The sequence below is a fragment of the Ilumatobacteraceae bacterium genome (genome assembly GCA_033344875.1).
In the GTDB taxonomy this organism is placed as follows: Bacteria; Actinomycetota; Acidimicrobiia; order Acidimicrobiales; family Ilumatobacteraceae; genus Ilumatobacter.
The window spans coordinates 4,158,385-4,183,129 of the sequence record JAWPMO010000001.1 but is presented as its reverse complement, the minus strand read 5'-3'; the positions used below and the strand labels follow the sequence as shown (position 1 = coordinate 4,183,129).

General features: G+C 63.6%; 24 protein-coding genes and 2 pseudogenes. 8 read left to right on the top strand and 18 right to left on the bottom strand.

Features of this window, described 5'->3' with window-relative positions; genetic code table 11:
* Nucleotides 1-43: 43 nt before the first annotated feature.
* The 14 genes from R8G01_19925 to R8G01_19860 all read right to left on the bottom strand — a co-directional run bounded on the left by R8G01_19925 (nucleotide 44) and on the right by R8G01_19860 (nucleotide 13,019).
* Entirely contained in the window at nucleotides 44-1,078 is a 1,035-nt protein-coding gene (locus R8G01_19925; protein MDW3216269.1) for an ABC transporter substrate-binding protein, read from the bottom strand.
* A 245-nt stretch (nucleotides 1,079-1,323) separates the two neighbouring features.
* Nucleotides 1,324-2,163, bottom strand: coding sequence for an ABC transporter ATP-binding protein (locus R8G01_19920; GenBank protein MDW3216268.1), 840 nt, complete (start codon nucleotides 2,161-2,163; stop codon nucleotides 1,324-1,326).
* The gene (locus R8G01_19915; GenBank protein MDW3216267.1) at nucleotides 2,144-4,921 is read right to left on the bottom strand and encodes a branched-chain amino acid ABC transporter permease/ATP-binding protein; all 2,778 of its coding nucleotides are present in this window, start codon (nucleotides 4,919-4,921) and stop codon (nucleotides 2,144-2,146) included. The genes R8G01_19920 and R8G01_19915 overlap by 20 nt, the downstream gene beginning before the upstream one ends.
* 218 nt (nucleotides 4,922-5,139) lie before the next feature.
* Nucleotides 5,140-5,463 (bottom strand): hypothetical protein, encoded by a 324-nt coding sequence (locus R8G01_19910; GenBank protein MDW3216266.1) that lies wholly within the window; start codon nucleotides 5,461-5,463, stop codon nucleotides 5,140-5,142.
* Between the two features lie 21 nt (nucleotides 5,464-5,484).
* On the bottom strand, nucleotides 5,485-5,787 hold the full coding sequence (locus R8G01_19905; protein ID MDW3216265.1) for a hypothetical protein: 303 nt from the start codon (nucleotides 5,785-5,787) through the stop codon (nucleotides 5,485-5,487).
* Between the two features lie 32 nt (nucleotides 5,788-5,819).
* Nucleotides 5,820-6,539, bottom strand: coding sequence for a Phenylacetic acid catabolic protein (locus R8G01_19900; protein ID MDW3216264.1), 720 nt, complete (start codon nucleotides 6,537-6,539; stop codon nucleotides 5,820-5,822).
* 263 nt (nucleotides 6,540-6,802) lie between these two features.
* Nucleotides 6,803-7,474, bottom strand: coding sequence for a TetR/AcrR family transcriptional regulator (locus R8G01_19895; GenBank protein MDW3216263.1), 672 nt, complete (start codon nucleotides 7,472-7,474; stop codon nucleotides 6,803-6,805).
* A 395-nt stretch (nucleotides 7,475-7,869) separates the two neighbouring features.
* Nucleotides 7,870-8,820 (bottom strand): phosphotransferase family protein, encoded by a 951-nt coding sequence (locus R8G01_19890; GenBank protein ID MDW3216262.1) that lies wholly within the window; start codon nucleotides 8,818-8,820, stop codon nucleotides 7,870-7,872.
* Nucleotides 8,821-8,864: 44 nt separating this feature from the next.
* Nucleotides 8,865-9,869 (bottom strand): TIGR03857 family LLM class F420-dependent oxidoreductase, encoded by a 1,005-nt coding sequence (locus tag R8G01_19885; protein ID MDW3216261.1) that lies wholly within the window; start codon nucleotides 9,867-9,869, stop codon nucleotides 8,865-8,867.
* Between the two features lie 35 nt (nucleotides 9,870-9,904).
* Complete coding sequence (locus R8G01_19880; protein MDW3216260.1) at nucleotides 9,905-10,117, bottom strand: hypothetical protein; 213 nt, start codon at nucleotides 10,115-10,117, stop codon at nucleotides 9,905-9,907.
* A complete protein-coding gene (locus tag R8G01_19875) occupies nucleotides 10,114-11,487 on the bottom strand; it encodes a hypothetical protein (GenBank protein ID MDW3216259.1) in 1,374 nt (457 codons plus the stop codon). Before R8G01_19875 ends, R8G01_19880 begins: the two co-directional genes overlap by 4 nt.
* 19 nt (nucleotides 11,488-11,506) lie before the next feature.
* Nucleotides 11,507-12,298, bottom strand: coding sequence for an enoyl-CoA hydratase/isomerase family protein (locus R8G01_19870; GenBank protein MDW3216258.1), 792 nt, complete (start codon nucleotides 12,296-12,298; stop codon nucleotides 11,507-11,509).
* Nucleotides 12,295-12,648, bottom strand: a complete 354-nt coding sequence (locus tag R8G01_19865; protein MDW3216257.1) for a MaoC/PaaZ C-terminal domain-containing protein — start codon at nucleotides 12,646-12,648, stop codon at nucleotides 12,295-12,297. Before R8G01_19865 ends, R8G01_19870 begins: the two co-directional genes overlap by 4 nt.
* The gene (locus R8G01_19860; protein MDW3216256.1) at nucleotides 12,645-13,019 is read right to left on the bottom strand and encodes a MaoC family dehydratase N-terminal domain-containing protein; all 375 of its coding nucleotides are present in this window, start codon (nucleotides 13,017-13,019) and stop codon (nucleotides 12,645-12,647) included. The genes R8G01_19865 and R8G01_19860 overlap by 4 nt, the downstream gene beginning before the upstream one ends.
* A 168-nt stretch (nucleotides 13,020-13,187) precedes the next feature.
* Between R8G01_19860 and R8G01_19855 the strand changes: the two genes are divergently transcribed.
* The 3 genes from R8G01_19855 to R8G01_19845 all read left to right on the top strand — a co-directional run bounded on the left by R8G01_19855 (nucleotide 13,188) and on the right by R8G01_19845 (nucleotide 16,034).
* Nucleotides 13,188-13,964 (top strand): alpha/beta hydrolase, encoded by a 777-nt coding sequence (locus R8G01_19855; protein MDW3216255.1) that lies wholly within the window; start codon nucleotides 13,188-13,190, stop codon nucleotides 13,962-13,964.
* A gap of 2 nt (nucleotides 13,965-13,966) precedes the next feature.
* Complete coding sequence (locus R8G01_19850; GenBank protein ID MDW3216254.1) at nucleotides 13,967-15,022, top strand: alpha/beta hydrolase; 1,056 nt, start codon at nucleotides 13,967-13,969, stop codon at nucleotides 15,020-15,022.
* A gap of 280 nt (nucleotides 15,023-15,302) precedes the next feature.
* Nucleotides 15,303-16,034 carry an SDR family oxidoreductase gene (locus R8G01_19845; protein MDW3216253.1) on the top strand — a complete coding sequence of 244 codons (732 nt, stop codon included), beginning with the start codon at nucleotides 15,303-15,305 and terminating at the stop codon, nucleotides 16,032-16,034.
* 275 nt (nucleotides 16,035-16,309) lie between these two features.
* Here R8G01_19845 and R8G01_19840 read toward each other — a convergent pair.
* From R8G01_19840 to R8G01_19830, 3 genes and pseudogenes are all read right to left on the bottom strand, one after another.
* Nucleotides 16,310-16,699, bottom strand: a pseudogene (locus tag R8G01_19840) (bacterial transcriptional activator domain-containing protein).
* Nucleotides 16,700-16,900: 201 nt separating this feature from the next.
* A pseudogene (locus R8G01_19835) lies at nucleotides 16,901-18,074 on the bottom strand (IS256 family transposase).
* Between the two features lie 186 nt (nucleotides 18,075-18,260).
* Nucleotides 18,261-18,992 (bottom strand): IS30 family transposase, encoded by a 732-nt coding sequence (locus tag R8G01_19830; protein MDW3216252.1) that lies wholly within the window; start codon nucleotides 18,990-18,992, stop codon nucleotides 18,261-18,263.
* Between the two features lie 604 nt (nucleotides 18,993-19,596).
* Between R8G01_19830 and R8G01_19825 the strand changes: the two genes are divergently transcribed.
* The 5 genes from R8G01_19825 to R8G01_19805 all read left to right on the top strand — a co-directional run bounded on the left by R8G01_19825 (nucleotide 19,597) and on the right by R8G01_19805 (nucleotide 24,408).
* On the top strand, nucleotides 19,597-19,881 hold the full coding sequence (locus R8G01_19825; protein MDW3216251.1) for a hypothetical protein: 285 nt from the start codon (nucleotides 19,597-19,599) through the stop codon (nucleotides 19,879-19,881).
* A 145-nt stretch (nucleotides 19,882-20,026) separates the two neighbouring features.
* On the top strand, nucleotides 20,027-20,278 hold the full coding sequence (locus R8G01_19820; GenBank protein MDW3216250.1) for a hypothetical protein: 252 nt from the start codon (nucleotides 20,027-20,029) through the stop codon (nucleotides 20,276-20,278).
* 88 nt (nucleotides 20,279-20,366) lie between these two features.
* Nucleotides 20,367-23,651: a MobF family relaxase gene (gene mobF / locus R8G01_19815; GenBank protein MDW3216249.1), complete on the top strand. Its 3,285-nt coding sequence runs from the start codon at nucleotides 20,367-20,369 to the stop codon at nucleotides 23,649-23,651.
* 106 nt (nucleotides 23,652-23,757) lie between these two features.
* A complete protein-coding gene (locus tag R8G01_19810) occupies nucleotides 23,758-23,985 on the top strand; it encodes a hypothetical protein (protein MDW3216248.1) in 228 nt (75 codons plus the stop codon).
* A gap of 3 nt (nucleotides 23,986-23,988) precedes the next feature.
* A complete protein-coding gene (locus tag R8G01_19805) occupies nucleotides 23,989-24,408 on the top strand; it encodes a PIN domain-containing protein (GenBank protein ID MDW3216247.1) in 420 nt (139 codons plus the stop codon).
* A gap of 152 nt (nucleotides 24,409-24,560) precedes the next feature.
* Here R8G01_19805 and R8G01_19800 read toward each other — a convergent pair whose 3' ends face one another.
* Nucleotides 24,561-24,734 (bottom strand): hypothetical protein, encoded by a 174-nt coding sequence (locus tag R8G01_19800; protein ID MDW3216246.1) that lies wholly within the window; start codon nucleotides 24,732-24,734, stop codon nucleotides 24,561-24,563.
* Nucleotides 24,735-24,745 lie beyond the last annotated feature (11 nt).

Genomic DNA, 24,745 nt, shown 5'->3' with positions numbered 1-24,745 from the left:
CGGCCGGCATCGGTGCAGGTTTGCCGGCCGCGCGGTGATCACGTCAGTCGGCCAAGGACCAGGAACCGCTGTCCGGGTCGTAGCGCATCATGACGTAGTTGCCCGACTCACTGCCGAGACGGTTCGTCTCGGAGTAGCTGAGCAGCCAGTTCAGGCCTTGGAAGTCCGTGAGGCCCTCGATGTACTCGACGATTGCTTCGCTGTCGCCACCGGTGTTCAACAGAGCAGCCGCAATCAACTGGAATGCGTCATATGCACCTTGCACCACGAACGACGGCGGAACCCCGGCCTCTGCTTCGAATGCCTCCTGGAAATCACGGATGAGTTGTGCGCGCTCCGGGTCGTCGATGTTCTCCGGTAGCCAAGATGGTGCGACTCCGTAGAGCGTCTCGGTGGGCATCAACGGACCGGCGGCATCGAGAAATCCCTTTGTGGTGTTCGACCAGATAAGGGCGGTCGGCAGATCGGAACCGGCCTGCGAGAAGCCCTGTAGCGCGACCCCGACAGCTGCACCGGAGGCGCCGATATACACGTACTCGGGATCGGTCTCGAGTAGGCGGTTGATTTGCGATGAAACGTCCACGTCGGCGGGTCCCATTCGCTCGATCGCAATATCCAGTCCTAGATCCTCGTTTGCTGCCTGGATGTTCTGTACCGCGGTCTCACCTGTGGTGTCGGTGGTGGCCAGCAGAGCAACCCTCTCGAACCCGCGCTCAGCGGCGTACTCGAGCGTCGTACGGTCGAGGTCGCTCGCTCGGCCCGCCGCCGAGAAGATCGGATCGCCCTCTTCCACCGAGACGTAGGGGGAAGGAGTGACGGACGGTGGCCCGCCAGCCAACACCGGTGTGGCACCCGCGTGCATTCCCGAGATGACCGGTCCATAGATCATGTCGACGTTGTCCTGTTGGCTGAGCCGAAGTGCACACGAGGAAGCTCCATCAGGCGTCGTCTCGTCGTCGCACACGATGAATTCGATATCCATCTGCGCCGCGGTGGGGTCGATTTCCCCGAAGACCTTGAGCCCAGCTTCGAAGTCCGCCCCGATGGATGCGGCGGGCCCCGTGAGGGGCAGGATCACGCCGACAGTGAAACTCTCGCCAGATCCCGGCAGATTCCCGGCGGGCTCGGTGGAGGCAACCGAGTCGTCACTGTCGGGCGCTTCCGTGTCTGGCGCTTCCGTGTCTGGCGCTGCGGTGTCGGGTACTGCGGTGTCTGGCGCTGCGTCCGTGCTTGGCGCTGCGTCGTCGTCGCTACCGCACGCACTCGCGGTGAGCGATACGACGGCGACAAGAGCCAGCGCTTTCGTGAGTCGATTGTTGCATTTCATTTGTGGTTCCCCTCATGGTGCTGTGTTGGTGTTGACTGGTTGACGGCGTCAGAACAGCTCCCAGCGATCGCCGAATCGGGTTCCGAGCCGTTCTTCGACGTGCCGAGGAACATCGCTCGAAGCTCGTGGGAGTCGCGGAGTGAATCCGCTGTTCCTTCGCGAACAATCCGACCCCCCGCCATGACAAGTGAACGCTCGGCGACACGTAGTGCCGCTGCGGCGTTCTGTTCTGCAACGAGAATTGTCAATCCGTCCCGGTTAGCTGCGGCCAGATCGTCGAAGACCTGTCGGACGAGGAGCGGCGCAAGTCCAAGCGATGGCTCATCCAACACCAGAAGTCGCGGGCGAGACATCAGCGCACGTCCGATCGCGAGCATCTGTTGCTCGCCACCCGACAGATGACCTGCGAGTTGGTACCGGCGCTGTCCAAGTATGGGAAATCGATCGAAGATCTCGTCCATCGAGCTGGAGAGCTCAGCCGACGAGTATTTCCGGTTCCAAGGAATTGATCCGAGCAGGAGGTTGTCTCGAACAGAGATGTCGCTGACCAGACCCCGCCCCTCGGGAACGATCGCCATCCCGGCCCGGGTCACCCGGTGCGAAGAGATTCCGGTCAGTTGACGGCCATCGAAGGTGACACTCCCGTTACTGACGTCGGCGTCGCCCACGATGGCCCGAAGGAGCGTCGTCTTTCCCACGCCATTGGCGCCGAGGAGACAGACGAACTCACCGCGATCCACCCGCAGGTTCACGTCGCGCACGACCGTGACCTGGCCATAGCCCGCTGTGAGCCCTGTGACGTCGAGTCGGCCATCGTCAGACACCGAGATAGGCATCGAGCACCTCCTGGTTGGACCGGACGACCTTCGGGGCGCCGATCGCGATCACATGCCCCTCGTTGAGCACAACGATCTCGGAGCACGCGCTCATCACCAACTCCATGTGGTGCTCGACGAGCACGATGCTGAGGCCCTGAGAAGCAAGCTTCCGGAGTAGTTCCTCGAGCCGGGCGACTTCATCGTCGAAGAGTCCCCCGGCCGGTTCGTCGGCGAGAAGTACCTGCGGGGCACTGGCTAGCGCTCGGGCCAGTTCGAGCATCTTCTGCTCACCCGTGCTTAGCCGATCCGCTTCGAGGTGCCTCAGATGAGCGATACCGGTCAGTTCAAGCGCCTCCATCGCCGCTGCTTCCATCGCCCGCTGTTCGCCCGAGGTAGCCCCGAGCACCGAGCGAAACACGCCGACATGCCCACGGCGATAGGTGCCGAGCATTGCGACGTCGAGCACGGTCATTTGATGGGGGATGCGCGGGAGCTGGAACGTCCTTGCGAGTCCGTAGCGGGCACGGGCATCGGCGGAGAACCCGGTAATGTCCTGACCCGACATCGTGACTTGCCCGCTGTCGGGCTGTAAGCTCCCGGCGAGTGCGCTGAGGAACGTGCTCTTGCCCGCTCCGTTAGGCCCTATCAGGCCGACGATCCGTCCCGGACTCACCGCCAGGTGGACGTCACTGAGCGCTCGAATTCCTCCAAATTTCTTGCTCACTCCGTCAGCCCGCAGAGCGGGACCGGTGGTTTGGGCGGCTTCCCCAACCTCAAGGGATACGACTTGGCCGTTGCTGGCGGACTTCCGCACAGGCGCCTCCCTGTCCGATGGGCCTGCGTGCGATACTGCGGCTGTTGCGCGGCCAGTGTCCGCCACGTCGGACGGCGCCGATGTTCCACGGCGTACGCGTCCATACGCCTTCGACGATGCACCGACAAGGCCGTCGGGCAACAGCACGACGAGACTTACGACGAGTAGACCGTAAATCAGCTCCTGATACTCCGCGAAGCGTTCGATGAACTGCGGGGCGAGCCGGATGATTGGGATACCCACGACTGCGCCCCACACGGTGCCAAAGCCTCCTAGCAGGAGCCCGACGACCGCATCGAAGCCTCCGAGCAGTCCTAGTGAGCTAGGCGAGACGTACATCAGGGTGTGGGCGTACAGCACCCCAGCCACCCCCGCAAAGACACCCGAGACGATGAAGATCTTGAGCTTGGTGGTGAACGGCGTGATCGCCGCTGCCGAAGCGAGCGCTTCATCGGCGCCGACGGCCTTCATTGCCAGGCCCACACGAGATCTCGTTAGGCGCAATGCCACGACCAACGCGACACAGACCGTTATCCACGTCGCGGTGAACAGCCGACTCGACGTGTCGAGCACGAATCCGGGCAAGGACAGAGTCGTGCGGACGCGCAGTCCGGAGGGACCACCGAGCTGTGCAGGCAGACCGCTGACAAGAGCCTCGGCCGCGATCGCAATCGCGAGCGTGGCCAGTGTGAAGTAGTAGTTGCGCAGACGGAGCACGACAGCTCCGAGCCCTGCTGCCAACGAGACCGTGAACGCAACGGCGATCAGCGCCGCGGGCCATGCGGACAGGCCCCACCATTCCGAGCTGAGTGCAACCATGTAGGCTGAGACACCCATGAAGGCGGTCTGTCCGAGCGAGAGTTGGCCGGTGTAGCCGAGGAGCAGGTCGAGGCCGATGCCGACGATCACAAAGACTCCGACGAAGCTCAACAGCGAGACCCAGTAGGGTGACAGTACGACGGGTCCTGCAACAGCGAAGAGGGCGACCAGACCGACGCCGATCGCGTTAGCTCGGAGGCCGGTGAGTCGGAGCAGCATGGCTGGTGGAGCGACAGGCGGCAGTGCCGCCATCGACTGGGCGCGAGTCCTGGCCGACCGGACCGCCGAGAGCAAGCCTGCGCTATCGCTCTCCCGTGATGCTCGGTAGACGAGGATCAGTACGAGCAGGACGAATGCCATTGGCGTCTTCAGGGCGGAATCGCCGTAGTACGCCATCAGTGACTCGAGAACGCCAATGAGCAGCCCGCCAGCGACGGTGCCCCGGATCGAACGCATCCCACCGAACGCGGCGGCGATAAAGCCGTAGATCGTGAGTAGCAGACCGGAGTGGTACGTGACGAAGACCAGCGGGGTCACGACGATGCCAGCTGCGGCGCCTGCGGCGCCGGCCAGGGCAAAGGCCACGGTCGTGACCATCGTGACGTTGACCGAGAGCAGCCCTGCCCGGCCCGACAACGTCGCGACGGCACGCATCATCGTTCCGAGCATCGTTCGATGAAGCAAGAGCCACAGTAGAAGCCACAGCAGACAGAGTGTCGCCAAGAGGGCGAGGACCTGCATGCTGATACGCGCGCCGAGAACCTCGATTGGGTCTCTATCCCAAAAGGCGGGCAGCGTTCGTTCCTGTGTGCCCCAGAAGACGCGGGCAGCCCCGGCCAGGGCGAAGGCGACGCCGATCCCCGCCAGCAGTTGTGCGGCATGTGGGGCGTCAACGAGTCGCGAGAAGACAATGCGCTCGAGGGCTGCGGACATGATCGCTACGGCGCCGATGGCGAGCAACGCGCTGATCCAAATGGGGACATCGGCGGCTACCAGCGTTGTGGAGAGAAGCGCGCCGTACACGTAGTACTCGCCTTGGGCGAGGTTCACGAATCGTGACACCCCGTAAACGATCACGATTCCAAGGCCGAGCAGGGCGTAAATGGCTCCAGAAGTAAGCCCACCAACAATTGCCTGGGTCATAGGTTGCGCTCCACGCTCAACCAGACACTCGATGCTTGTAGGCGTGTCCGGCCCCGCAACGCATTCCCCATATCGGTACCCCCCGGTCCGTGGTCGATTCTATCGACTGCAAGGTAGAAAGATATCGAGAAACGAGCTACGCGTCAAGAGTTGGTTCGACTTCAGCGAGGACCGGGCGACGATTACGGGCTGAGTATGAGCGACGCGGCGAACGACACTCAGTCGAGTGGGATCGATTCGGCCTGCAGTGCGGTCTCGAGTTCAGCCGGAGAGATTTCCGCAACGCGATCGATCACATGGCAAACTAGTCGGGCGGCGCTCAGCACATCGGCGAGTGGATCGCTCCCCGCAGTCAAGGTCGCGCGCTTCGTCATGCGGTCCTTACCGCTGAGCGAAGCGATTTCGGCCTCCACCTCAACGGCGTCGACCGTCGGAGGATCTCCGCTTAGCGCACCGCTTGTCCACGTGACGTGCACAAGGCTGCCGTTGCGATGACCTCGCACGGTGAAAGTGTCGATTGAGATTTCTTCATCTTCTGTCATTCCACTGCCCCCACGTCACCTTTACCGTTGCACGCCGGTCGCCTGCCAGATCTGGACCATCAATTCGTCGTCGTCGAGGTCGACAGACCATTGATAAGGCTTAGGGAAGACGAAAACCGTCGGCTCGCGATGAGTCGGATCCGTTTCGTCGTAGGAACTGATCGCGACGCTGCGCTCACCGATCAACACGAAAAAAACTTCGCGATAGTCTCCGAGTCCGACCTCCATGGCCAGCGCATGTTCACTGTGTCTCGTGAACTTGACGACCGGCTTACGACCAGATGCGAGTCCCCCGGTTGACTTGTCTTCCATCTCGGCTGCCATAGGTCAGTCACCCGCCGCCGACTGGATCCCGACTAAAGGAATCGCCTGTTGTCGGTATCGGCCGGGACGGTGATGCCGAGTTCTTCGAGCAGAGGACGCGTCTCGGCGATGTACTGCTGGCGGAGGTCCTCGTTGTTCAGCTCGCGCAGTCCCCAGCGCACGTACGCGTCGGAAAAATCTGAGTCCGAGCGTCCGAACATATCGAGCGCTGCTGGCCACCAGATCTTGATCTTCTCATTCGCCTCAGCCAGTCCCTCGGGAGTGGAACAAACCCGTCGCAGGTTGCTAAGACCGAACGTAGCGTGAAACACCTCGTCCTTATGGAGCCGGTCGGCGACGGATAGCAGCGGCTCGTACGGCACGCCGTGCCACGTTTCGCCGATGTAGCAGCCGACGCGATCGCCGAGGGCATGGAACATCGATAGGTCGCAGAAGCTGTCGATCGGCAAGTGGAAAAGATACTGGCGGATCGGCGCATCGATCGGTCCGACGCCGAGGCCGGCGAGAATCCTTGACGTGATGACCCCGTGCTCAACTTCCTGCTGCATGAGCTTGGCAAACGTTGTTTTGAGCTTCTCATCCGGAGCCAGCGTCATGCAACGGTCCCACAGGTGGCTCAAGAGCTGGGTGTAGTGCGGATTCGTCGAGTTCTCAAGATGATGCGTCAGCATCCGGGTAAGCAGTTCTGTGAACTCTTCGGGGATGTCCGTATCGCCTTCTTGATACACCCGTCGTTCCATGGTGACACTCATGTCATACCTCCCTTTCGAAGCAACACTACGTGACAGACTTATTTCTGTCAACCGGTGAGTCGAACAAATTCCGAGGTGTAGGTTCGCCAGCCGCGACGACGGCGGCGGCTACCGAACCCGCCCCGGGAGATCCATCGTCGTGCGGTCGTGCCGATCAATACGTCGACCGTGGGAGAGCGTGATCGCGCAGTCTGACGCCTGTGGTGCGTCCTCTTGACCGCAACTCGCCGCGACAGCGCCGACCCAACGGTGGGCCGGCGATGTCACCCGGTTCGCTTGCGGTATTCATCGTTGCCCCTCGGTCGAAGGATCAACTGAACACACAGGTCTGCGAAGACCAGGGGATCATCGCGAACTGGATCCATCCATTTGTAGACCCAGCTGGACATTCCGATCAAAGTAGCCGCCATCATGCGCGAGTCAGCCTTCGGCAGCACGTTGGCGTCCATAGCGTCTTCGACCGCTTCGATGAAGTGGCGGAGGTACCGCCTCTCCTTAGCGGTGATGTCCGCCATATCGTCATCGTTCAGGCCTGCGCGGTGGTCGAAGAACACTGCGAACAGGGCCGGATCCTTGGCAACCGTGACCGCCTGATGACGGATCAGCGCTTCAAGCCGATCGCGTGGATCCTCAATGGCTAGGTACTCCTCGATCTGCTCCAGCGATCTGTCGATGGCACGATCAAAAATCAGGCGCAGCAGGTCTGCCTTTGACTTGACGTAGTAGTAGAGACTCGCTTTTCGCAGGTTCATTGCTGCGGCGACGTCCTCGAGGGTGCCGGCGTCGTAGCCCTGCACTCGGAAGACCTCACTCGCGACGCTGACAACCTCGCGCCGCTTCGTCTCGTACTCCTGGCTAGGTTCCTCGTGCCGAGGCCGGCCCCGCTTGCGAGCGATTGGCCCTGCCGAAGTGCTTGACCTCTGCTCACTGCTCATTTTGCGTCACAGATCCGAGTTCGAGAGTTGGAATAACGGAACCGAATTCGGGTCGACGTCCAGACAAACACCCAGCCTGACGGACTGCCCTGCAACTCCGACTTCATCCATTCCGCACGAGGCACATCAAAGAAACTACACCGCTGTCACCGGTCGGTCTGGCTCAGCGTTCTCGTATCGTCGGCCGGAACGGCAGAAATCGGGTCAGGGCCAAGAAACCAAGTCCGTAGTGGCGCTATCGCCGACGATGCGCATCAAGCGTCTAATCGGTCTCGATAAAGCAGGCCGATGCGAGGGATCCGTGTCATCGTCGACTCGGTCCTGAGAGCTACATACGACGCGCACCATCGACGCACGATGTGATATCAGCACCCTGCTGACTGAACAGACGTGGGCTAGCCGGCCACTTGCGTTGCCAGTTCGCGGGCAAGGTCGGCGCGGAGCTGTTCGAGAAGCGACCGCTCCTTGCCGTCGGCCGTGACTTGGATTGCACGCCACGCAAGGATCGACATCTTTAAGGACCCAAGCACCTCCCAGAACCTAAGGGACCCGCCGTCGATCCGGCGACCCGATGCTCGCTCGTACTGTTTCGCCCAGGTGTTGCGGTCGACGAGCCCGCCGACTCGGCCGGTGCCGAGCTGCCAGCAGATGAGTTGCGCCCAGGCCACATCCTCGAGCGCATCGCCCAGGTGTGCCATCTCCCAATCTAGAACGGACACAAAGCCGGTGTGGTCGTAGATCAAGTTGCCAGTTCGGAAGTCACCGTGTACAAGGACCGGTCTCCCGCTGCTGGTGGGCCGGTTCCGATCCAACCATTCGAAGACGGCGCCGAAGATCGGAAGCTGCGCATCGCGCGTCGCAGTGGCGGCCTGCCGCCACCGTTCCAGCTCGTCGGCGGCAGGCGAAACCGGAGCGTCAAGAAATCCCGCTGGGACGTGGGCAGCGTGTATCGACGCAAGCATGTCGGCCATTTGGTGAGCGAGAAGATCATGGCGCTCGACGAAATATCGATCTCGCGCGAGCGGACCTACCGCTGTCGAACCAGCGATGCGCTCCATTAGAACGAAGGGTCGCCCCAAAGCACTATCCGCGTCACCCCACGCCAAGGCGTCGGGTACTGGCAATCCAGAAGCATGGAGGGCCCGCAGCAATCGCCCTTCGCTTGCCCGATCAAGCGTCTGCTCACCCTCCCGCACAACGCCTTCTGGCGTGTCCATGCACAACACGAACGCGTGGATCCGATCCGAAATGTCCAGCAGATCGACAGCCCACATCTGCCGCGAGTAGCCGCCCTTTAGCCGCTGGAGATGGTGCAGCGTCGTTGTACCGATATCCGCTTCGACCACCCTTGGAAGGGTCGCCGCAATCGAGTGGTCTGCCGCTGAGCCGATCACGGTTCCGTAGCCCAAAGCGGCACCATGGCGGCCGCCTCGGCAGGTGACGCTCCGTGGATGAGCACCTCGTCAGCGCCCGCAGCAAGATACTGATGACCCCGTTCCACGCACAGTCGAGCCGGGCCTACGGCGGCGGCAGCCTCGAACCACTCGTCCGGAAGGCTCTCCGACGCCGCAACCAGGCCGTCACGCGTCAGCGAGGTATCTGCAATGCCGTGCCCGCTCAAGGTCGGATGATTGCGGAGTGCATCGAGAACGGCGGGGTCCCAGCCGTTCCACTCGACGAGCTGCTCGCCTAGCCCACGCACCTGGAAATAGCTGACCGCTCGTGAACGCACGGCCAAATCGGTCCGTTCGGACGGCAGGTCGGGACTGGCCACGAGCGTCGTGATCACGTGGAGCGACGAGGGGTCTCGGCCCGCACGCTCGGCGCTCTCCCTCACGATGGTCACTGACCTGTTCACCGCTTCGGTGGTAAGGAACGGGTGCAGGATCACACCGTCGAATTCCCGGCCAGCTAACTCCAGACCCCGTGGTCCAATCGTGCCGAATAGCACTGGGGGAGCCGACTCGGGGATGTCGGCGAAACGCATCCCCCGGAAACTTCCGGCGGGACCTGTCTCCGTGATGCGATCACCGGCCCAGAGCCGACGCAGCGTCGTGACGAGGTGCTCGATGCTGGCAAGCGTCGATCTGGGCACTCCCAGCGACGGCGTGAGCGCACCGAGGCCTCGCCCTATGCCGAGGACAAACCGTCCGCCACTCATGGTTTGCAGCGTCGCCGACATGGCAGCGATCGTCAGGGGATGGCGCGTGCCCTGATGGATCAGCGCCGTGCCCACCGTTACGCGTTCAGTGACCGCGACGAGGCCACCGCAGGTGACCGCTGCCTCCTTAAGATCGAGGCGTTCGCTGACATAGACCGCGCCGAAGCCAGCTCGCTCCGCCTCACGGGCCTCGTCGAGTCCTGCTGCCGGATCGGTCGTCCGACCTGGCAGCACGTAGATCCCGAGCCCAGGCGCTGACTTTGGTGGAGTCATTTCTCATGTGGGAAGAGTTCGTCGGAGTAGCCAAGACACGTCAGGCCGAGAAAGAGCTCAATCTCCGCCAGTTCCAACGCCCTCGCAACTGCCGGCGACACCGCAGCAGCACGTTCCTCGCGGAGCTGGCCGCGCAGGGCCGCTAGGCGCTCCAGTTGTGCGTCGACGTCGTCCCCAAAACTAGTAACTGCATCATTGGTCACGGTCATGCCCTTCCCAGACTGAACTCCGGACGGTCCTTCTCAGAACGACTGTCGAAAATGCGCTTAGTCTTCAACTCGTAGCGAGGCATCGTGCCGGTTTGCTGAACCTCGGTCTCGAGACGCACACCGAGATTGTTGCGGAGGTGACTTGCGAGCTCGGTACTGAGCACGTCGAGATCGGCACCACCTTCTACGGCTTCGACCTTTACCAGCATCCTGTCCATGCCGTCTCGACGGCTGATGTGCAACTCATAGATGTTGCTCAGGCCGCGCACCTCACCGATCAGGTTCTCGACCGCCGTCGGATAGACGTTGACGCCTCGGATAGTGACCATGAAGTCGGTGCGTCCGAGGACAACGCCCGGCATGTGTTTCCAGCTCCAACCACAGCCGTGATCTGGTGCCTCATCGATGCGGACAAGGTCGTGAGTGCGGTACTTGATGAAGGGTTGAGCAAAGTGTGTGTAGCTGGTGATGACGTGCTCGCCGACTTGCGCTGCGTCCGTTACTGGATCACCAGTGCTCGGGTCGACCGAATAGGAGTGGCAGACATCTTCGATGACGTGGACTCCGCCAGCCCACTCCTGACAGGACTGGCCGATGAACAGCGCCTCTCCGACGCCGTATGCGTCGTAGAGGTCCTTGACGCCCCATGCCTCTTGAAGCCGGTCCCGGGTAACGGGCACCGACAACCCGGGCTCACCACCTCCGGCCAGCACCCGGACGCCAGCTTTCCTGATGTCCAGGCCCTCTCGATCTGCTATCTCAGCAAGGTGAAGGAGATAGGTGGGTGTTCCGATGACCATCGTGGGCCGACGATCGAGTATCTGACGGACCCGCTCCACGCCGGAGACACCTCCGCCCGAAACAACAGTCATGCCCAAGTTACGTACTCCCCAGTAATAGCTCCACAATCCGATCCACATGCCGAAGTCGAAGCAGAAATACGCCGAATCGCCCGGGCGCAGGCCGTGGTCCCACATGCCGTAGCAGTACTGTGATCCGGCCTTGTTCTGCTCGTAGCGCGAGAAGACCTCGTTCAGGAAGTGACCGGTAGTTCCCGTCGTGTGGAAGTACTGCTGCCATTGCTCGGCGCCTAGCGCCAGGCCACCGTAAGTGCCGCTCGCCTCTTGGTCGGCAACGTAGTCGGGCTTGTCAGTGAAGGGCAAACGGTGGTGGTAATCGTCCCAGGTTTGGATGTCGGCAGGTTTGATTCCGGCCTCGTCGTAGATGCGCCGATGGAGCGGCGAGTGATCATATGCCCAGCCCACGAGGTGCCTGATCTTTGTGAGATGCATCGCATCAAGCACCTCACGCGGCGCAGTCTGCGTGCATCGGTTCCAGAATTGATCGTCATTCATTTGCTGAGTCCCCATTCCCCTCATCTCCGCCCCATCAACGCGCCCGCCACTCGGGCGGGCGCTTCTCGACGAAGGCTTGCGCCCCTTCCCGATGGTCTTCGGTCGTCTTCAGAATACTCTGCCCGAGCCGTTCAAGCCGGCGACCAGTCTCAGAGTCGACGTCGGTACAGGTGTTGAGCACCAGCTTTGCCATGCCGACCGCAAGCGGGGCAAGTTGACCGATGCGGCCAGCCAGAGCGACAGCCGTCTCGACGGCCTCGCCCTGCGGGCATGTCTCCGTGGCGAGGCCCAGCTGCAGCGCTTGCTGAGCGTCGAGCCTGCCACCCAACATGACCAACTCCTTGGCCCGACCGAGACCGATGTATCGCACTAGCCGCGAACACCCGCCACTGCCAGGGATCAGGCCAACCTTGGCTTCCGGCATAACGAACCGCCCGGCTTCCGAAACCACCCTGAAGTCACACGACAGAGCGAGTTCGAATCCTCCGCCAGCAGCAACACCATCGATAGCCGCAATCACCGGTACCTCCATGGCCTCAACGGTGTCGAAGACATCATGAATACCGCGGGCAGTCGCTCTGAACGCACGGGTGCCGATATCGGCCAACTCCCCCATGCCCCGCACATCCTCCCCAGCGGAGAACGCTCGACCTGCTCCTGCGATCACGAGACATCTCAGTTCAGGGTCGACCGCAGCGGCACCGATCGCCTGGCCCATCTCCCGACGCATCTGAGTGTTCCACGAGTTCAAGTTGTCCGGCCGGTTGAGCGTGAGCACACGAACCCCATCCTCACGAACCTCCTCCAGAAGAAATTCGTAGGTCACTGGGCTGACCCTCCGTCCGTAGTCTCGAGCTGAACAAGGGCGACCACGCCGCCGCTCGAGTTACGGACTTCCAGACCGTCGTCGATCGAGACGATCTCGAGAGCATCGCCGGGAAAGACCGGGGCTCGCAGTCGTGCATCGAAACTCCTCAGCTGGGCAACACCGAGTTGCGCCACGAGGGCATCGATCACGAGTGTCAACGTGAGCGGGCCATGAGCGATCACCGAGGGAAGCCCAGCCGCTTGGGCGAATTCGTCGTCGAGGTGCATCGGGTTGAAGTCCCCAACTGCTCCGGCGTACCGAGCAATCTGGACCCTCGTGATCGCGTTGGTGGTAGCGCGGTCAATCATGCGACTCCCCTCTCGATAAAGGTTGTGGTCTGCGTCTGCACAAGTTCGTTCGCGGCGTCGCGGAACTCGGTCGTCAACACGGCAAAGTCATTGTCACCCTTGCTGAAAACCTGATCGACGGTGACCCGCGCTTGGATTTCCTCGCCCGGCTCGACGGGCCGGCGCCAGTCGTACCGGTGGCCAGCCAGAAGTGCTCTACTGAGATCCATGTCCAGGGTGTCAACCAAGCGCTGATCTCCACCTATGGTCACACCGAACCACGGGACAATCCGAGCGGTCTCGGACGCCGTTTCAGTCCCGATGGCGGCAGAGAGTTCCGCGAGCTTGACCGGTTCGACTCTCAGTGTCGCCTCGTAGACGACCTTCCCCACAGCATCTTTACGCACGTGTGCCCCCTCATTGCCTGCTACTAGATGATGATGTCGATCATTGATTTTTCTATCGACTAGCGGGTAGAATAATCGGGTTGTGGGGTCGACGTCAAGTAATTCCCGATGCGGCCTCTTGCGAAACAGCTTTCGGGGGGGGGGGGGGTGGATATGGACGCTGAACAGGGGTTTCAGCTCCACATCGAAGAATTCGAGTTGGCAGGCACGTTGGGGCGCGCCCCCATCGTGCTGCTTCACGAGGGCCTTGGGTCGGTGGCCGGGTGGGGTCAGTTCCCTACTGCTCTCGCCCGTGCGACCTGCCGCAAAGTGGTCGCGTACGACAGGTTGGGCTATGGACGGTCACCGGACCGGCCGGCCCCTTGGCCCACGACGTTCCTAATCGACGAAGCTCGAACGCTCGCGTCACTGCTCACCGAACGCGGCGAAGCCGCGCCGATTCTGGTCGGGCACAGTGATGGAGCTTCGATCGCCCTGGCCTACCCATACGCCCGCGGTGACGCAGTGGCACCGCTCGGCATCGTGTCGATTGCTGCGCACGTCTTCGTAGAACAGCTGGCAATTGACGAAATCGCCGGGTTGATGGCGAACCACGGGAAGTTGCTCGAGAGTCTCCGCCGACAGCATCGCCGTCCCGAGGCACTGCTGGAGAACTGGGCTGCCGTGTGGACTGCTGCTGGATCGGTGGACTGGAGTCTGGACGCAGAACTGGCAGCGGTGACGTGCCCTGTTCTTGCGGTTCAAGGTGTGCTCGACAGATTCGGCTCCGACGAGCAACTCGAGCGCATTGCTGCCAGAGTCTCGGGCGCCGTCGAGCTAGAGCGCATCGCCGGTGTCGACCACTGGCCGCATCGAGAGGCCACGGAGGATCTCCTTGGGATGATCACCGCATTCTGTGACTCTGTGGACAGCCCAGGAGAACGGAGCTAGCCGTGGAATCGATCATCTTCTTCGATGACGAAAGTGGCACAATCGTCCACCGGTCGCAGACTGCCGACCTGCTGTATCCCCACGCGGTGATCGGGTTACCTGACATCGACGATCTATACAGGGTGGTCTCGATCGAAAAATCTGAGCCCAGCTCGATCGTTCATGTCGTTCGTCACGAAGGCAACGAGTACCTGAACGCCGCCGAGTGGCGAATTCGAGACGACCCCAACGCACACATGGTCCGATCTGCGGATGGCACAGCGATCGTGATGCATCACCTTGGTGGTGATGGACCACCACTCGTCATCAGCCATGCCACCGGCTTCCATGGCCGATGCTACAGACCACTCGGAGCCGCGCTCGCGTCACACTTCAGTGTCTGGGCCATCGACTACCGGGGTCACGGTGACTCGGAGGCACCTCACTCAGGTGACTTCTCCTGGTCTCGCATGGCGGAAGATCTGTCGGCCGTTGTGGACAAACTCGGCGGTGGGCCTGTGCGCGCCTTCGGCCATTCGATGGGTGGGAGTTCGGTGCTCCTGCTGGAAGCCATGCGAGCTGGAACCGTCTCAGGTGCCTTCCTTTTCGAACCGATCGTATTCCCTGCTGGTCCCGTCGACAGCCACCCCGGGGGGCGCCTGATCGATGCCGCACGGAACCGACGGGAGGTCTTCAACTCTCGGGCGGAGGCACTCCATCGCTATGCTGGACGAGCGCCGCTCAATTCGCTGCGCGCCGACTCGCTCGCCGAATACGTCCAATTCGGTTTTCGCGACCTGGCAGACGGAACGGTTCGCCTCGCGTGTCGGGCCGAACACGAAGCGGCGTCGTTCGAGGACGGAGTAAGAATGACCCTCGACCGCTTCGCTGACGTGATGTCCGAGGTCACGGTGGCCGCCGGAAAGGCCACCACGTCTCCCGGACCAGCCGACCACGCCGCAGCGCTTGTTGAGGCACTGCCATCGGCGCGGCTCATCCAGTACGACCATCTGCACCACTTCGGACCCCTCCACGTACCAGAACACCTGGCGGCGGACATCATCCGTCTGTTGTCATGACCACCCGCCACGGAATCGTCGTGTCCTGCACTACGAACCGCTCTCGAGAGGCAACACAATGCATGAGTCCCGCGAGGTGGTGGGGATTGCGTGACCGAGGCCACAACGTCTACGGACCGGTCGACCACGGGATGTGTCACTCGACCTACTTCATTCGCCTTCCCTGCCCGAGTGCAAAGCATGAAGACCTCTACAACATGGTGCTCGGTGTGCCCGATGCGGTCAGCTCAGCACCAACCGACGACACCAAACCGCCAGTGGCCGCCGAAGACTGACTTCAATGACGGTGTCAATCGACCTCATGGGCCGACGCGTGCTCGTAGCCGGCGGATCAAGCGGCATCGGCCTGGGTATCGCGCGCAGATTCCTCGACGCAGACGCCGAGGTGAGCGTCACCGGCACGCGGGCGACACCTGATGAGTACGCCGACACTGATCTCGGAGGAATGAGCTTCCACCAACTCGATATCGTCGACGACGCTGCGGTCACCGCCCTTGCTGCGTCCTTCGATCGTCTCGACGTGCTCGTCGTGAGCGTCGGCACCGTCGCCTACTCCCGCGCCGAGTACACCATGGACATCTTTCGTTCTGTGATCGATGTCAATCTCAACGGCGTGATGAGTGTGTGTACGGCGTTCCATCCACTGCTCTCTAAGTCCGCCGGGTCGGTAGTATTGATCGGCTCGACATCGAGTTTTATCGCCACCCCGGGGCAACCCGCGTACGCCGCAAGCAAGGGGGCACTGGTCACGCTGACGAAGTCTCTCGCGCACGCTTGGGCTCGCGACTCCATCAGAGTGAATGGCGTGGCGCCCGGCTTGGTCAGCACCAAGCTGACGGAGCGCAGCCGCTACGACGAGGCCGTCTATGAAGCCTCGCTGGAGTCAATCCCGCTACGTCGATGGGGTGACCCGGCCGACATGGGCGATGCGTCGTTGTTCCTCGCGTCTGACCTGTCGTCATATGTCACTGGGCAGATGCTGCTCGTCGACGGCGGCGCAACCCTGATGTGATCGGGGATCGTGGCGGAGAGGTGAGCGCGACGAGCGTGATTGACGAACCCTTCGCAGCACGCCCCAACGACGAGCTCCATAATGGCGACCGACCAATCGGTCCACTTCGGCAAGTTGCTCGAGCCGGATGTGGCGGGGACGGTGGGAACGCCTGCAACACAGTGCTCAGCGACGCCCTGAAGTACTACTGGTCGAGTCAGATTGAGGAAACCACGGTCCCGCCACTCGATCGGGCACAGGCCGGTGCTGTCACAGTCGCATCGAGCAGCGGACAATCACGACGCTGCTCGCCGACCGGTCAGATGGTGATAGGTGGCCAACGTTTCATCCGACGGCTCGCAGTCGAGCGCATCGAGTTGGTAAGTCAGATCGTTGAAGACGCCATGCACTGCTGTAGGTCCGACACATCGATGCTCGAGTTGCATGCGTAGCCGATAGAGCTTTTCGTGGCCGGGTACACCCTGGAGCCCACGCACCAGAGCGTCCCGCGCCGACGCAAAGTCACCGGCTTCGCACGCGAGTTCGAAGAGCCGCGCTGCGGCCTCCACGATCCGTTCATAGAGGCGAGCGTCGAGGTCCGCCCACTCGTAGCCCGCTTCCTCGAACGGTTCGCCATCGATGAGCGCCAGCGCATTTCGAAGCGGGTCAAGTGCCGTGGGGTGGTGTGCGAGGCGTCGGTGTCGACGGTCATCTCGTCAGCCGTGAGCTGATTTGTGTTGCTCGGCTCGGCGGTCATTGAACGCGTTTCAGGCTCTGGTGTCAAGCACCTCCTTCAAGAAGTTTCGTGGTCGGTGTGGGGGCGTGCGCGTCTGCCCGGTCGCCGCCGATTCGCGTGACCGGTGACCGGCAGTTGGGATCGGGTTCGTTCAGCCAGCGGCGGCTTCGAGCTCGGCGGGTTCGTCGTGGTTCACCTCCTCGGTGTGGCGGGGCTTGGCGAGCGATTCGGCGGACATGTAGCGCCGGGCGATCGCCCATTCATCGGTCTGCTCGGCGAGCAGCGCTCCGACGAGGCGGATCACAGCAGCCCTGTTCGGGAAGATGCCGACGACGTCGGTGCGCCGGCGGATCTCCTTGTTCAGCCGCTCCTGGGGGTTGTTGGAGCGGATCTTGGGCCAGTGCTCGACCGGGAACGCCGTGAACGCCAAGATCTCATCGGCGGCGTCGTGGACCTTGTCGGCGATCTCGGCGAAGCCGGCGCCATGCAACTTGTTGACGACGTCGTAGAGCTGCGACCAGGTCGAGTCACGGTCGGGTTGCTCGAAGATCGACCGCACCAGCGTGGCGACCATCGGCCACGACGCCTTGGGGCACTTCGTCGCCAAGTTCGCCATGAAATGGGTGCGGCAACGCTGCCACGACGCCTCGGCCAGCACCTGGCCGATCGCGGCCTTGATGCCACCGTGAGCATCGGAAATCACCAGCTCGACCCCGGACAGGCCTCGGGCAACCAACGAACGCAGGAACTCGGTCCACGACGCCGTCGACTCGGTCGTCACGATGTCGAACCCGATGATCTCGCGGCGCCCCTCGTTGTTCACCGCGGTCGCGATCACCGCGGAGACGTTCACGACCCGGCCACCCTCACGCACCTTCTGCGTCAGGGCGTCGATCCACACATACCGATACGGGCCGGCGTCCAAGGGTCGGTTGCGGAACTCGGCCACCTTCGCATCCAGCGTGGCGGCCAACCGCGAGACCTGCGACGGCGACATCCCATCGATCCCCATCGCTCGCACCAGATCATCGACCCGGCGCGTCGAGACCCCCTCGACGTAGCACTGCGCCACCACCGACGCGAGAGCTTGTTCAGCGCGGCGGCGATGCTCCAACAGCCACACCGGGTAGTAGCTGCCCTCACGCACCTTTCGGGACCGCCAAATCGATCGTGCCGACCCTGGTGTCCCAATCGCGATGCCGATAGCCGTTGCGGCTGTTCGTGCGCTCGTCGGTGCGTTCGTTGTACGCGGCGCTGCACTGAGCCGACGCCTCGGCCGACATCAACGCCTGCACGAACGCCGCCAACATGTCACGCGCCAGGTCCTGGTCGCCGTCATCGGCCTCGAGATAGTTGCGCAGCCAGCCAGCCGCGTCGATAGTGGTAGGGACGGTCATCGTGTCTTCTCCTCAAGTAGTCGTTGAACTGTCTTCTTGAGACTGACGCGATGGCCGTCATCACCGGTGGACCCTCACCAGGTCACCGCCCGGTCGTACACCACTCCCTGGCACTCAACTTTCGGAGCCTTGGTCCCACGTCAGCGTCTTGCGGGCCGCTGGTGGGATCCGTTCGAACAGGGCAACGAGTGCGAACACGGCGTCGGCAGACTTGTTGGCGGTGGGTTGGATCCAGCAGTTGCGGCTGGCCCGGTCGAACACGGTGATGAGCGCTGACCGGTTGTAGCTGCCGGTGATCAAGTCGCCTTCGAGGTGGCCGATCTCAGTGCGGTCGTTCGCATCTTCGGGGCGGTTGTGAATCGTCGGATAGTCGCCGAGGGGATGGCTGTAGTACTTGTCGCACACGGTGTTGCGGTGGTTGCGGCGGCGGCGGCGGCGGCGGCGAAGATGCAAACACCGTCGGGCGTGACGGTCGAGGCCACGCTTGTTGTAGATCGCCTGATAGATGCACTCGTGCGAGATCGACGCGACCACACCGTGGACGCCTCGTGCGAGCTCGATCGAGATCGTCATGGGTGAATCACGCAGGCCGAGCCGGTCGGCGACATACACACCAAGGTCCGGGTCGGCCTCCAACCGTGACTTGGGTCGTTTCCGCTTCTTGTCAGCGCGGCGCTGTGCACGTTCGGCGTCGTAGCCGTCTCGGCCGCCATTGCGTTCGATCTCTCGAGAGATCGTGGACGGATCTCGACCCAGCTCGGTCGCGATCTGCAGGTTCTTACGACCGGCCCGAATTCCGATCTCGATGACGACGCGTTCGCTCTCTACCAATGCTTCGCCTGGCATGCTGTGACCTCCACCGGTTGGTGATTTGTGTGGTTTTGACAGCGGGCATCATCGCCCGTCACACGCACCAACCGGTGGAACCCCGAAATTGCAGCCACCCCCTGAACCCGCCGTGACACCACTGACCACCTGACCTACCGGGCAGAACTACTGGCCACCGCCGGGCAGTTCTGTTGGCCACGGCTGGGCAGTTCCACTGTCCGCCACCGGGCAGATCCTGTTGGCCCTTGACACTTCTGTTGGGCGACATGACGGTTGAGTTGACGTTGGGCCAGGCTCGGAGCTCCGGCGTCGATTCGGGAACGCCGGGGTGGTGATTCGGGCTCCCTGCGTCGGGCCGGGAACGCCCGGGGGTGTTCGGGAACTCCCTGACTCGGGCCGGGAACGCCCGGGTGGTGATTCGGGCGCTCCCTGCGTCGGGCCGGGGACGCCCGGGTTAGTGATTCGGGAACTCCTCCACCGCACGGCGGACGTCCGGTGGTGATCCGGGTGGTAATCGGGGTGGTTCCCGGATCGGCGGGTCTGTGATTTCGCGAAGTCTTTGCTTGGTCGGGTGGTAATCCGGGACCTATTCCGGGACGTCGACCGTTCAGCGTCGACGTCCATGGACGCCTTGTTCGGACCCGGGATCCCCGATGTCGTCGTGCTGACGGTCGAAGAGGCCGGTCAGGTGCTGCGGATCGGACGGTCGCTGGCCTACCAGCTCGCCGCCCGCTACGAAGCGTCCGGCGGGATGGAAGGGCTCCCGGTGATCCGAGTCGCTGGCTGTCTGCGGGTCCCGAAGTGGGCGCTGCTCGAGCTGGCGATGACCGGTCGTGTCGTTCGGCTGTGCGACGCCGGCCTCGCCGACGTCGCGCTCGCTGCCGCAGAGGTGACCGGTGCGCGCTGAGCCACATACCACCAGCGTTGCCGGCTCGGCTGGCCCGTCGGCTGGCCGGGTCCACTGGTTCGCGTCGGCGCGGTCCGAGAGTCTGGTCGCGTCGTCGCCCGGGCCGTCCGCAGACGATGAAACGTCGTCGACGCTGCGCTCGTGTGTGACCGGCCTCGACGTGCGCTGCCACGCCGGCGTGCGCTCGGACGCCAGGTCGATCCGCTACGGCATCGACACCGCGGTCGAAGGCTGCATGGCATCACGCGTCGTCCCTGGCCACTGCGCGATCACAGCCCTGAGCGAGGTCACCTCCCCAGCGCGCCACCCGTCGATCGATCTCGACCAGCCCCGACCCGGCAACCCTGCCCGTCACCCGCAGCGCCTCGCCGACCGGCCGCTCCCACGTACCGATTGAAGCGGAGCCCCACCATGCACACCTCCTCATCCCGATCGACAACCCCTGAAGGACAGACAGGTGCCCGCGCGCTCTGGGGAGGTCCCTCATGTTGCGTGTGACGACCTTGTACGCGTCATCGGCGACCGCGACGGCGCAGTACTACACCCGCTATCTGACCCAGGCCGACGGCGAGCTGCCCGGGCAGTGGACCGGCCACCAGGCCGACCTCCTCGGGCTGACCGGTGAGGTGACGACCGAGCAGCTGGAATCCTTGTTGGAGGGCCGCGACCCGATCTCGAGGACACGGCTCGGGTATCCGCTCGTCGACCGGATCAAGAAGTCCGGCAAAGTGCGCAAGGCGGTGGCGGGGTTCGACGCGACGTTCTCGGCGCCGAAGTCGTTGTCGGTGTGGTGGGCGCTCACCGGGGATGAGCGTCTCGCCGAATGCCACGACGTCGCCGTGCGAGCTGTCGTGGACTATCTCGAACGGTATGGGTCCACGACCCGCATCCGTTCCAACGGTCGCCGTTTGCATCCCGACACGAACGGGCTCACCGCTGCGGTGTTCCGGCAAACCACCAGCCGGTTGGATGATCCGCAGCTGCACACCCATGTCGTGATCTCGGCCAAGGTGTGCACCGACGACGGCCGCTGGCTGGCCCTCGACGCGAGAACCCTGAAGGGCTATCAACGAGCGCTGGGTGGTTTGTATCAGTCGGTGCTGCGCGCCGAGGTCACTGCCCGCTTCGGTGTCGCGTGGACCGACATCGATAAAGGTCAAGCCGACATTGCCGGCGTCTCCGCCGAGTTGTTGAACGTTTTCTCGAAGAGGGCGGCGCAGGTCGACGCCGCGTTCGAGGCGAAGCTGGCCGAGTTCTGGGATCGTGAGGGACGCGACCCGACGCCGAAGGAACGTGGGGCGCTCGGCCGTGAAGCCGCCGCCGACACCCGCGGCCGCAAGTCAGGCACCGGAGCCGAGGATCTGCGTGCGGTGTGGCGGCGCGAGGCAGCGACCGTCGGTGTCACCGCCGACACCCTGGCTGCCGGCATCGCAGCGGCCGCCCAGACACCATCCGTCGATCCGCAACGGGTCGCCGTCGGCGACGTCGTCGCCGCACTGGCCGAGGGGCGGTCGGCGTGGCATCGCCTCGACGTCACCCAAGCCCTGTGCGACACCGTCCGCCCCCGACCCGGCATCGACGGACGCTCTTGGGCCGCCCTCTTGGAGCGGGCGACGGATCGGGTGCTCGACGACTGCATCGACCTCGACCCCACCGGCCAGCCCCGCCGGCGGCGTAGCGATGGTCGGTCGGTGTGGATCGAACCGTCCGCCCGCCACCACACCAGCGCGATGATCCTGGCCCAAGAAGAACACATCATGTCCTGGGCGATCGACCAGCAGAGCGACCCCTCCGACCCGTCCCCGACGATCGACACGACCGGGTTGGATTTGATGCAAGCCGAAGGCGCATCCACGGTCGCCGGCACGGAGCGGTTGGTGCTCGTCGTCGGCCCGGCCGGGGCAGGCAAGACCACCATGCTCCGCACCGCCGCCGACGACCTCACCACACACGGCCGACAGGTGGTCGGGTTCGCCCCCACCGCGAAGGCCGCCCGTGTCCTCGAAACCGGGACGGGGATGGCCTGTGACACGGTCGCCAAGCTCGTCTACGAACACACCCGCCCGGACCGGCCACCCCGACCCGACTGGGACCTCGCTCCCGGCACCACGGTGGTGATCGACGAAGCCGGCATGCTCGCCACCAGCGACCTGTATCGACTCACCCTTCTGACTGATGAGCACCACTGGCGGCTCGCACTGATCGGTGACCCTCAACAGCTCCAAGCCGTCGGCCGTGGCGGGATGTTCGCCGAACTCTGCGCCACCGGACGCACGATCGAGTTGGACACCATCCACCGGTTCGACAACGACTGGGAAGCCGCCGCATCCCTCAAGCTGCGACACGGCGACCCGACCGGCCTCCAGCCCTACCTCGACCACGACCGCATCCACCCCGCACCCTTCGCCGAGCACTGCGACAACATCGCCAACTTCTGGATGAGTGCGCGTTTTCGTGGCGAACACATCGCCGTCACGACGACCACGAACGAACACGTCGACGCCATCAACCAAGCCGTGCAAGCTCACCGTCTCGAGACCGGACAACTCGGCGCCGGCATCCACCACGGCGACGGACGACTGTTCGTCGGCGACCTAATCGTCACCCGACACAACCAACGCCTCCTCCACACCACCTGCGGCGACTCCGTCCGCAACCGCGACTACTGGACCATCGACCACATCGCCCCGACCGGCGATCTGACCGTGACCCGCATCGACGGACACGGCACCATCACCCTCCCTCACACCTACGTCACCGAACACGTCCAACTCGGCTACGCCGCCACCGAACCCGGCAACCAATCAGACACCGCCACCGGATCCATCACACTCGCCACACCCGCCACCACCTGCCGCGGCCTCTACGTCGCCATCACCCGCGGACGGGCCACCAACCTCGTCTGCGTCGTCACCGACACCCACGACATCACCGACGCCATCGACGTCCTCGAACACATCCTCGCCACCGACCGCGCCGACCACCCCGCCACCCGAACCCGACAAGAACTCGCCGCCGCTGTTCCGACGACTTCGCTGCAGCCAAGATGCGAGATCCCCGACTGGTTCACCCACCTCCACCGGACCGCCCGAACCGAACTCGCCGACGCCACCACTGCGCACACTGCCGAACAGCAACGTGATGCGGAGCTCCGGGAGCGCATCGACCAGCTCGGCCGACGACTCACCGACCTCGAACCCCGCTGCGCACCACACGACCACGCGATCGCCCGCACCACGACCGACCTCCACCACGCCGAACAACGCCGACGCGACGCCGAACGAGAACTCGCCAACACAGGACGGCTCCACCGCAGGATCGCACGCCGCGACCTCGCTGAGGCCAACGACGACGCCGCCACCGCCCGCACCGCGCTCGACGAACTCACCCGCCGCGCACGGCCATTGCTCGACCAACGCGATCAGCTCCGACAGGAACACCACCGGCTACAGCAGCAGCTCAAGATCGACCGGCAACTCACCCGCACCCTCGACCGCTACGAGAACCGACTCGCTACCGCAGAGCAACGCCTCGACGCCCTCGACACCTGGCACGCCTGGGCCACCGGCCACACCCCGCCACCGGCCGCTCTCGTCAACGCCGCCCACCACCTCCACCAAACCGGCGGCCACCACCGAGCCCTCGCCGAACCCCTCACCACATGGATCCACCAGAACGACCTCGCCCCACGGCAACCGGCGCCCACCGTGCAGCCGACCATCCACCACCCGCCACGACCCGAACCACCCGGACTCGACATCGGCCTGTAGTCGCAGGCTCAAGCCATGGAGAAGCTGCTCGCCACCTCGTAACGCCAAGAGTGCTCGACGACCAGCGATCGACAAGGCCACGAACGGGCCGCGTATACTTCGAACCATGTCGTCCACGCTTCACGTGCCTGACGAGCTCGCTCGGAAGCTCGCAGCCGCCGCTGCTGCTCGCGGGACGACGGCGGACGAACTCGCAACCGAGCTCCTCCGCGGTCACGTCCTCGACGCTCCGAGCGAACAGCCGAAGCTCGCGTTCGTCGGGATCGGCGCAAGCGGCGACGGAATCAGTCATCAGATCGATGAACTCCTCGCCGACGGCTTTGGCCAAAGCTGACGAGTGCTGATCGTCGACACCGGCCCTCTGGTCGCAGCAGCAGATCGCGACGATCGACACCACGCGCAGTACCGCGACCTCCTCAACACGGATCCGGGGCCGTTCATCACCACCCCGATGGTGATCGCAGAAGCCGCCTACCTCCTCGACCGCAAACTCGGCCCGGACGCCGAAGTTGCGCTGTATGACTCCATTCTCGACGGCGGCCTGAGGATCGAGTCCCTGACCGCCGACGACTGGCGACGCATACGAGAGCTCGTCGATCAGTACCGAGATCTCCCACTCGGTGGCACCGATGCGAGCCTCGTCGCGATCGCTGAACGGCTGAAAGCCGTCCGTGTCGCGACGGTCGACCGAACACACTTCACCGTGGTCCGTCCGGCCAACATCGCGGCGTTCGAACTCGTCGCTCCGCCCGTCTGACAACCGCAAGCCCCCAGACGACCCAATCCGACGTTCCTACGGTCAAGACGAGCGGTTACCTTGTCAGCTATTCCCCCAGTCGCTTCGGTGGCTGGGCGCGAGGCCCGCTTCGGCGGGCCTCTGCGTTTGGTGGGCGATCGTCGGGACCGACGTCAGCCGTAGCGCTCGACAGAGGTTCGGAGCACCCGAAGATGGACCACCATGCCAACCGGCTTCTCGACCAGGTTGACGACCTCGCAGACCGCCGGCGCCAGCGGGGACCCGGCAACGACCACCTCGCCCGGCCAGATGGCCTCCAGGTCCTCGGCTTCGCGAGGAACGTCCACACGAATCCGGC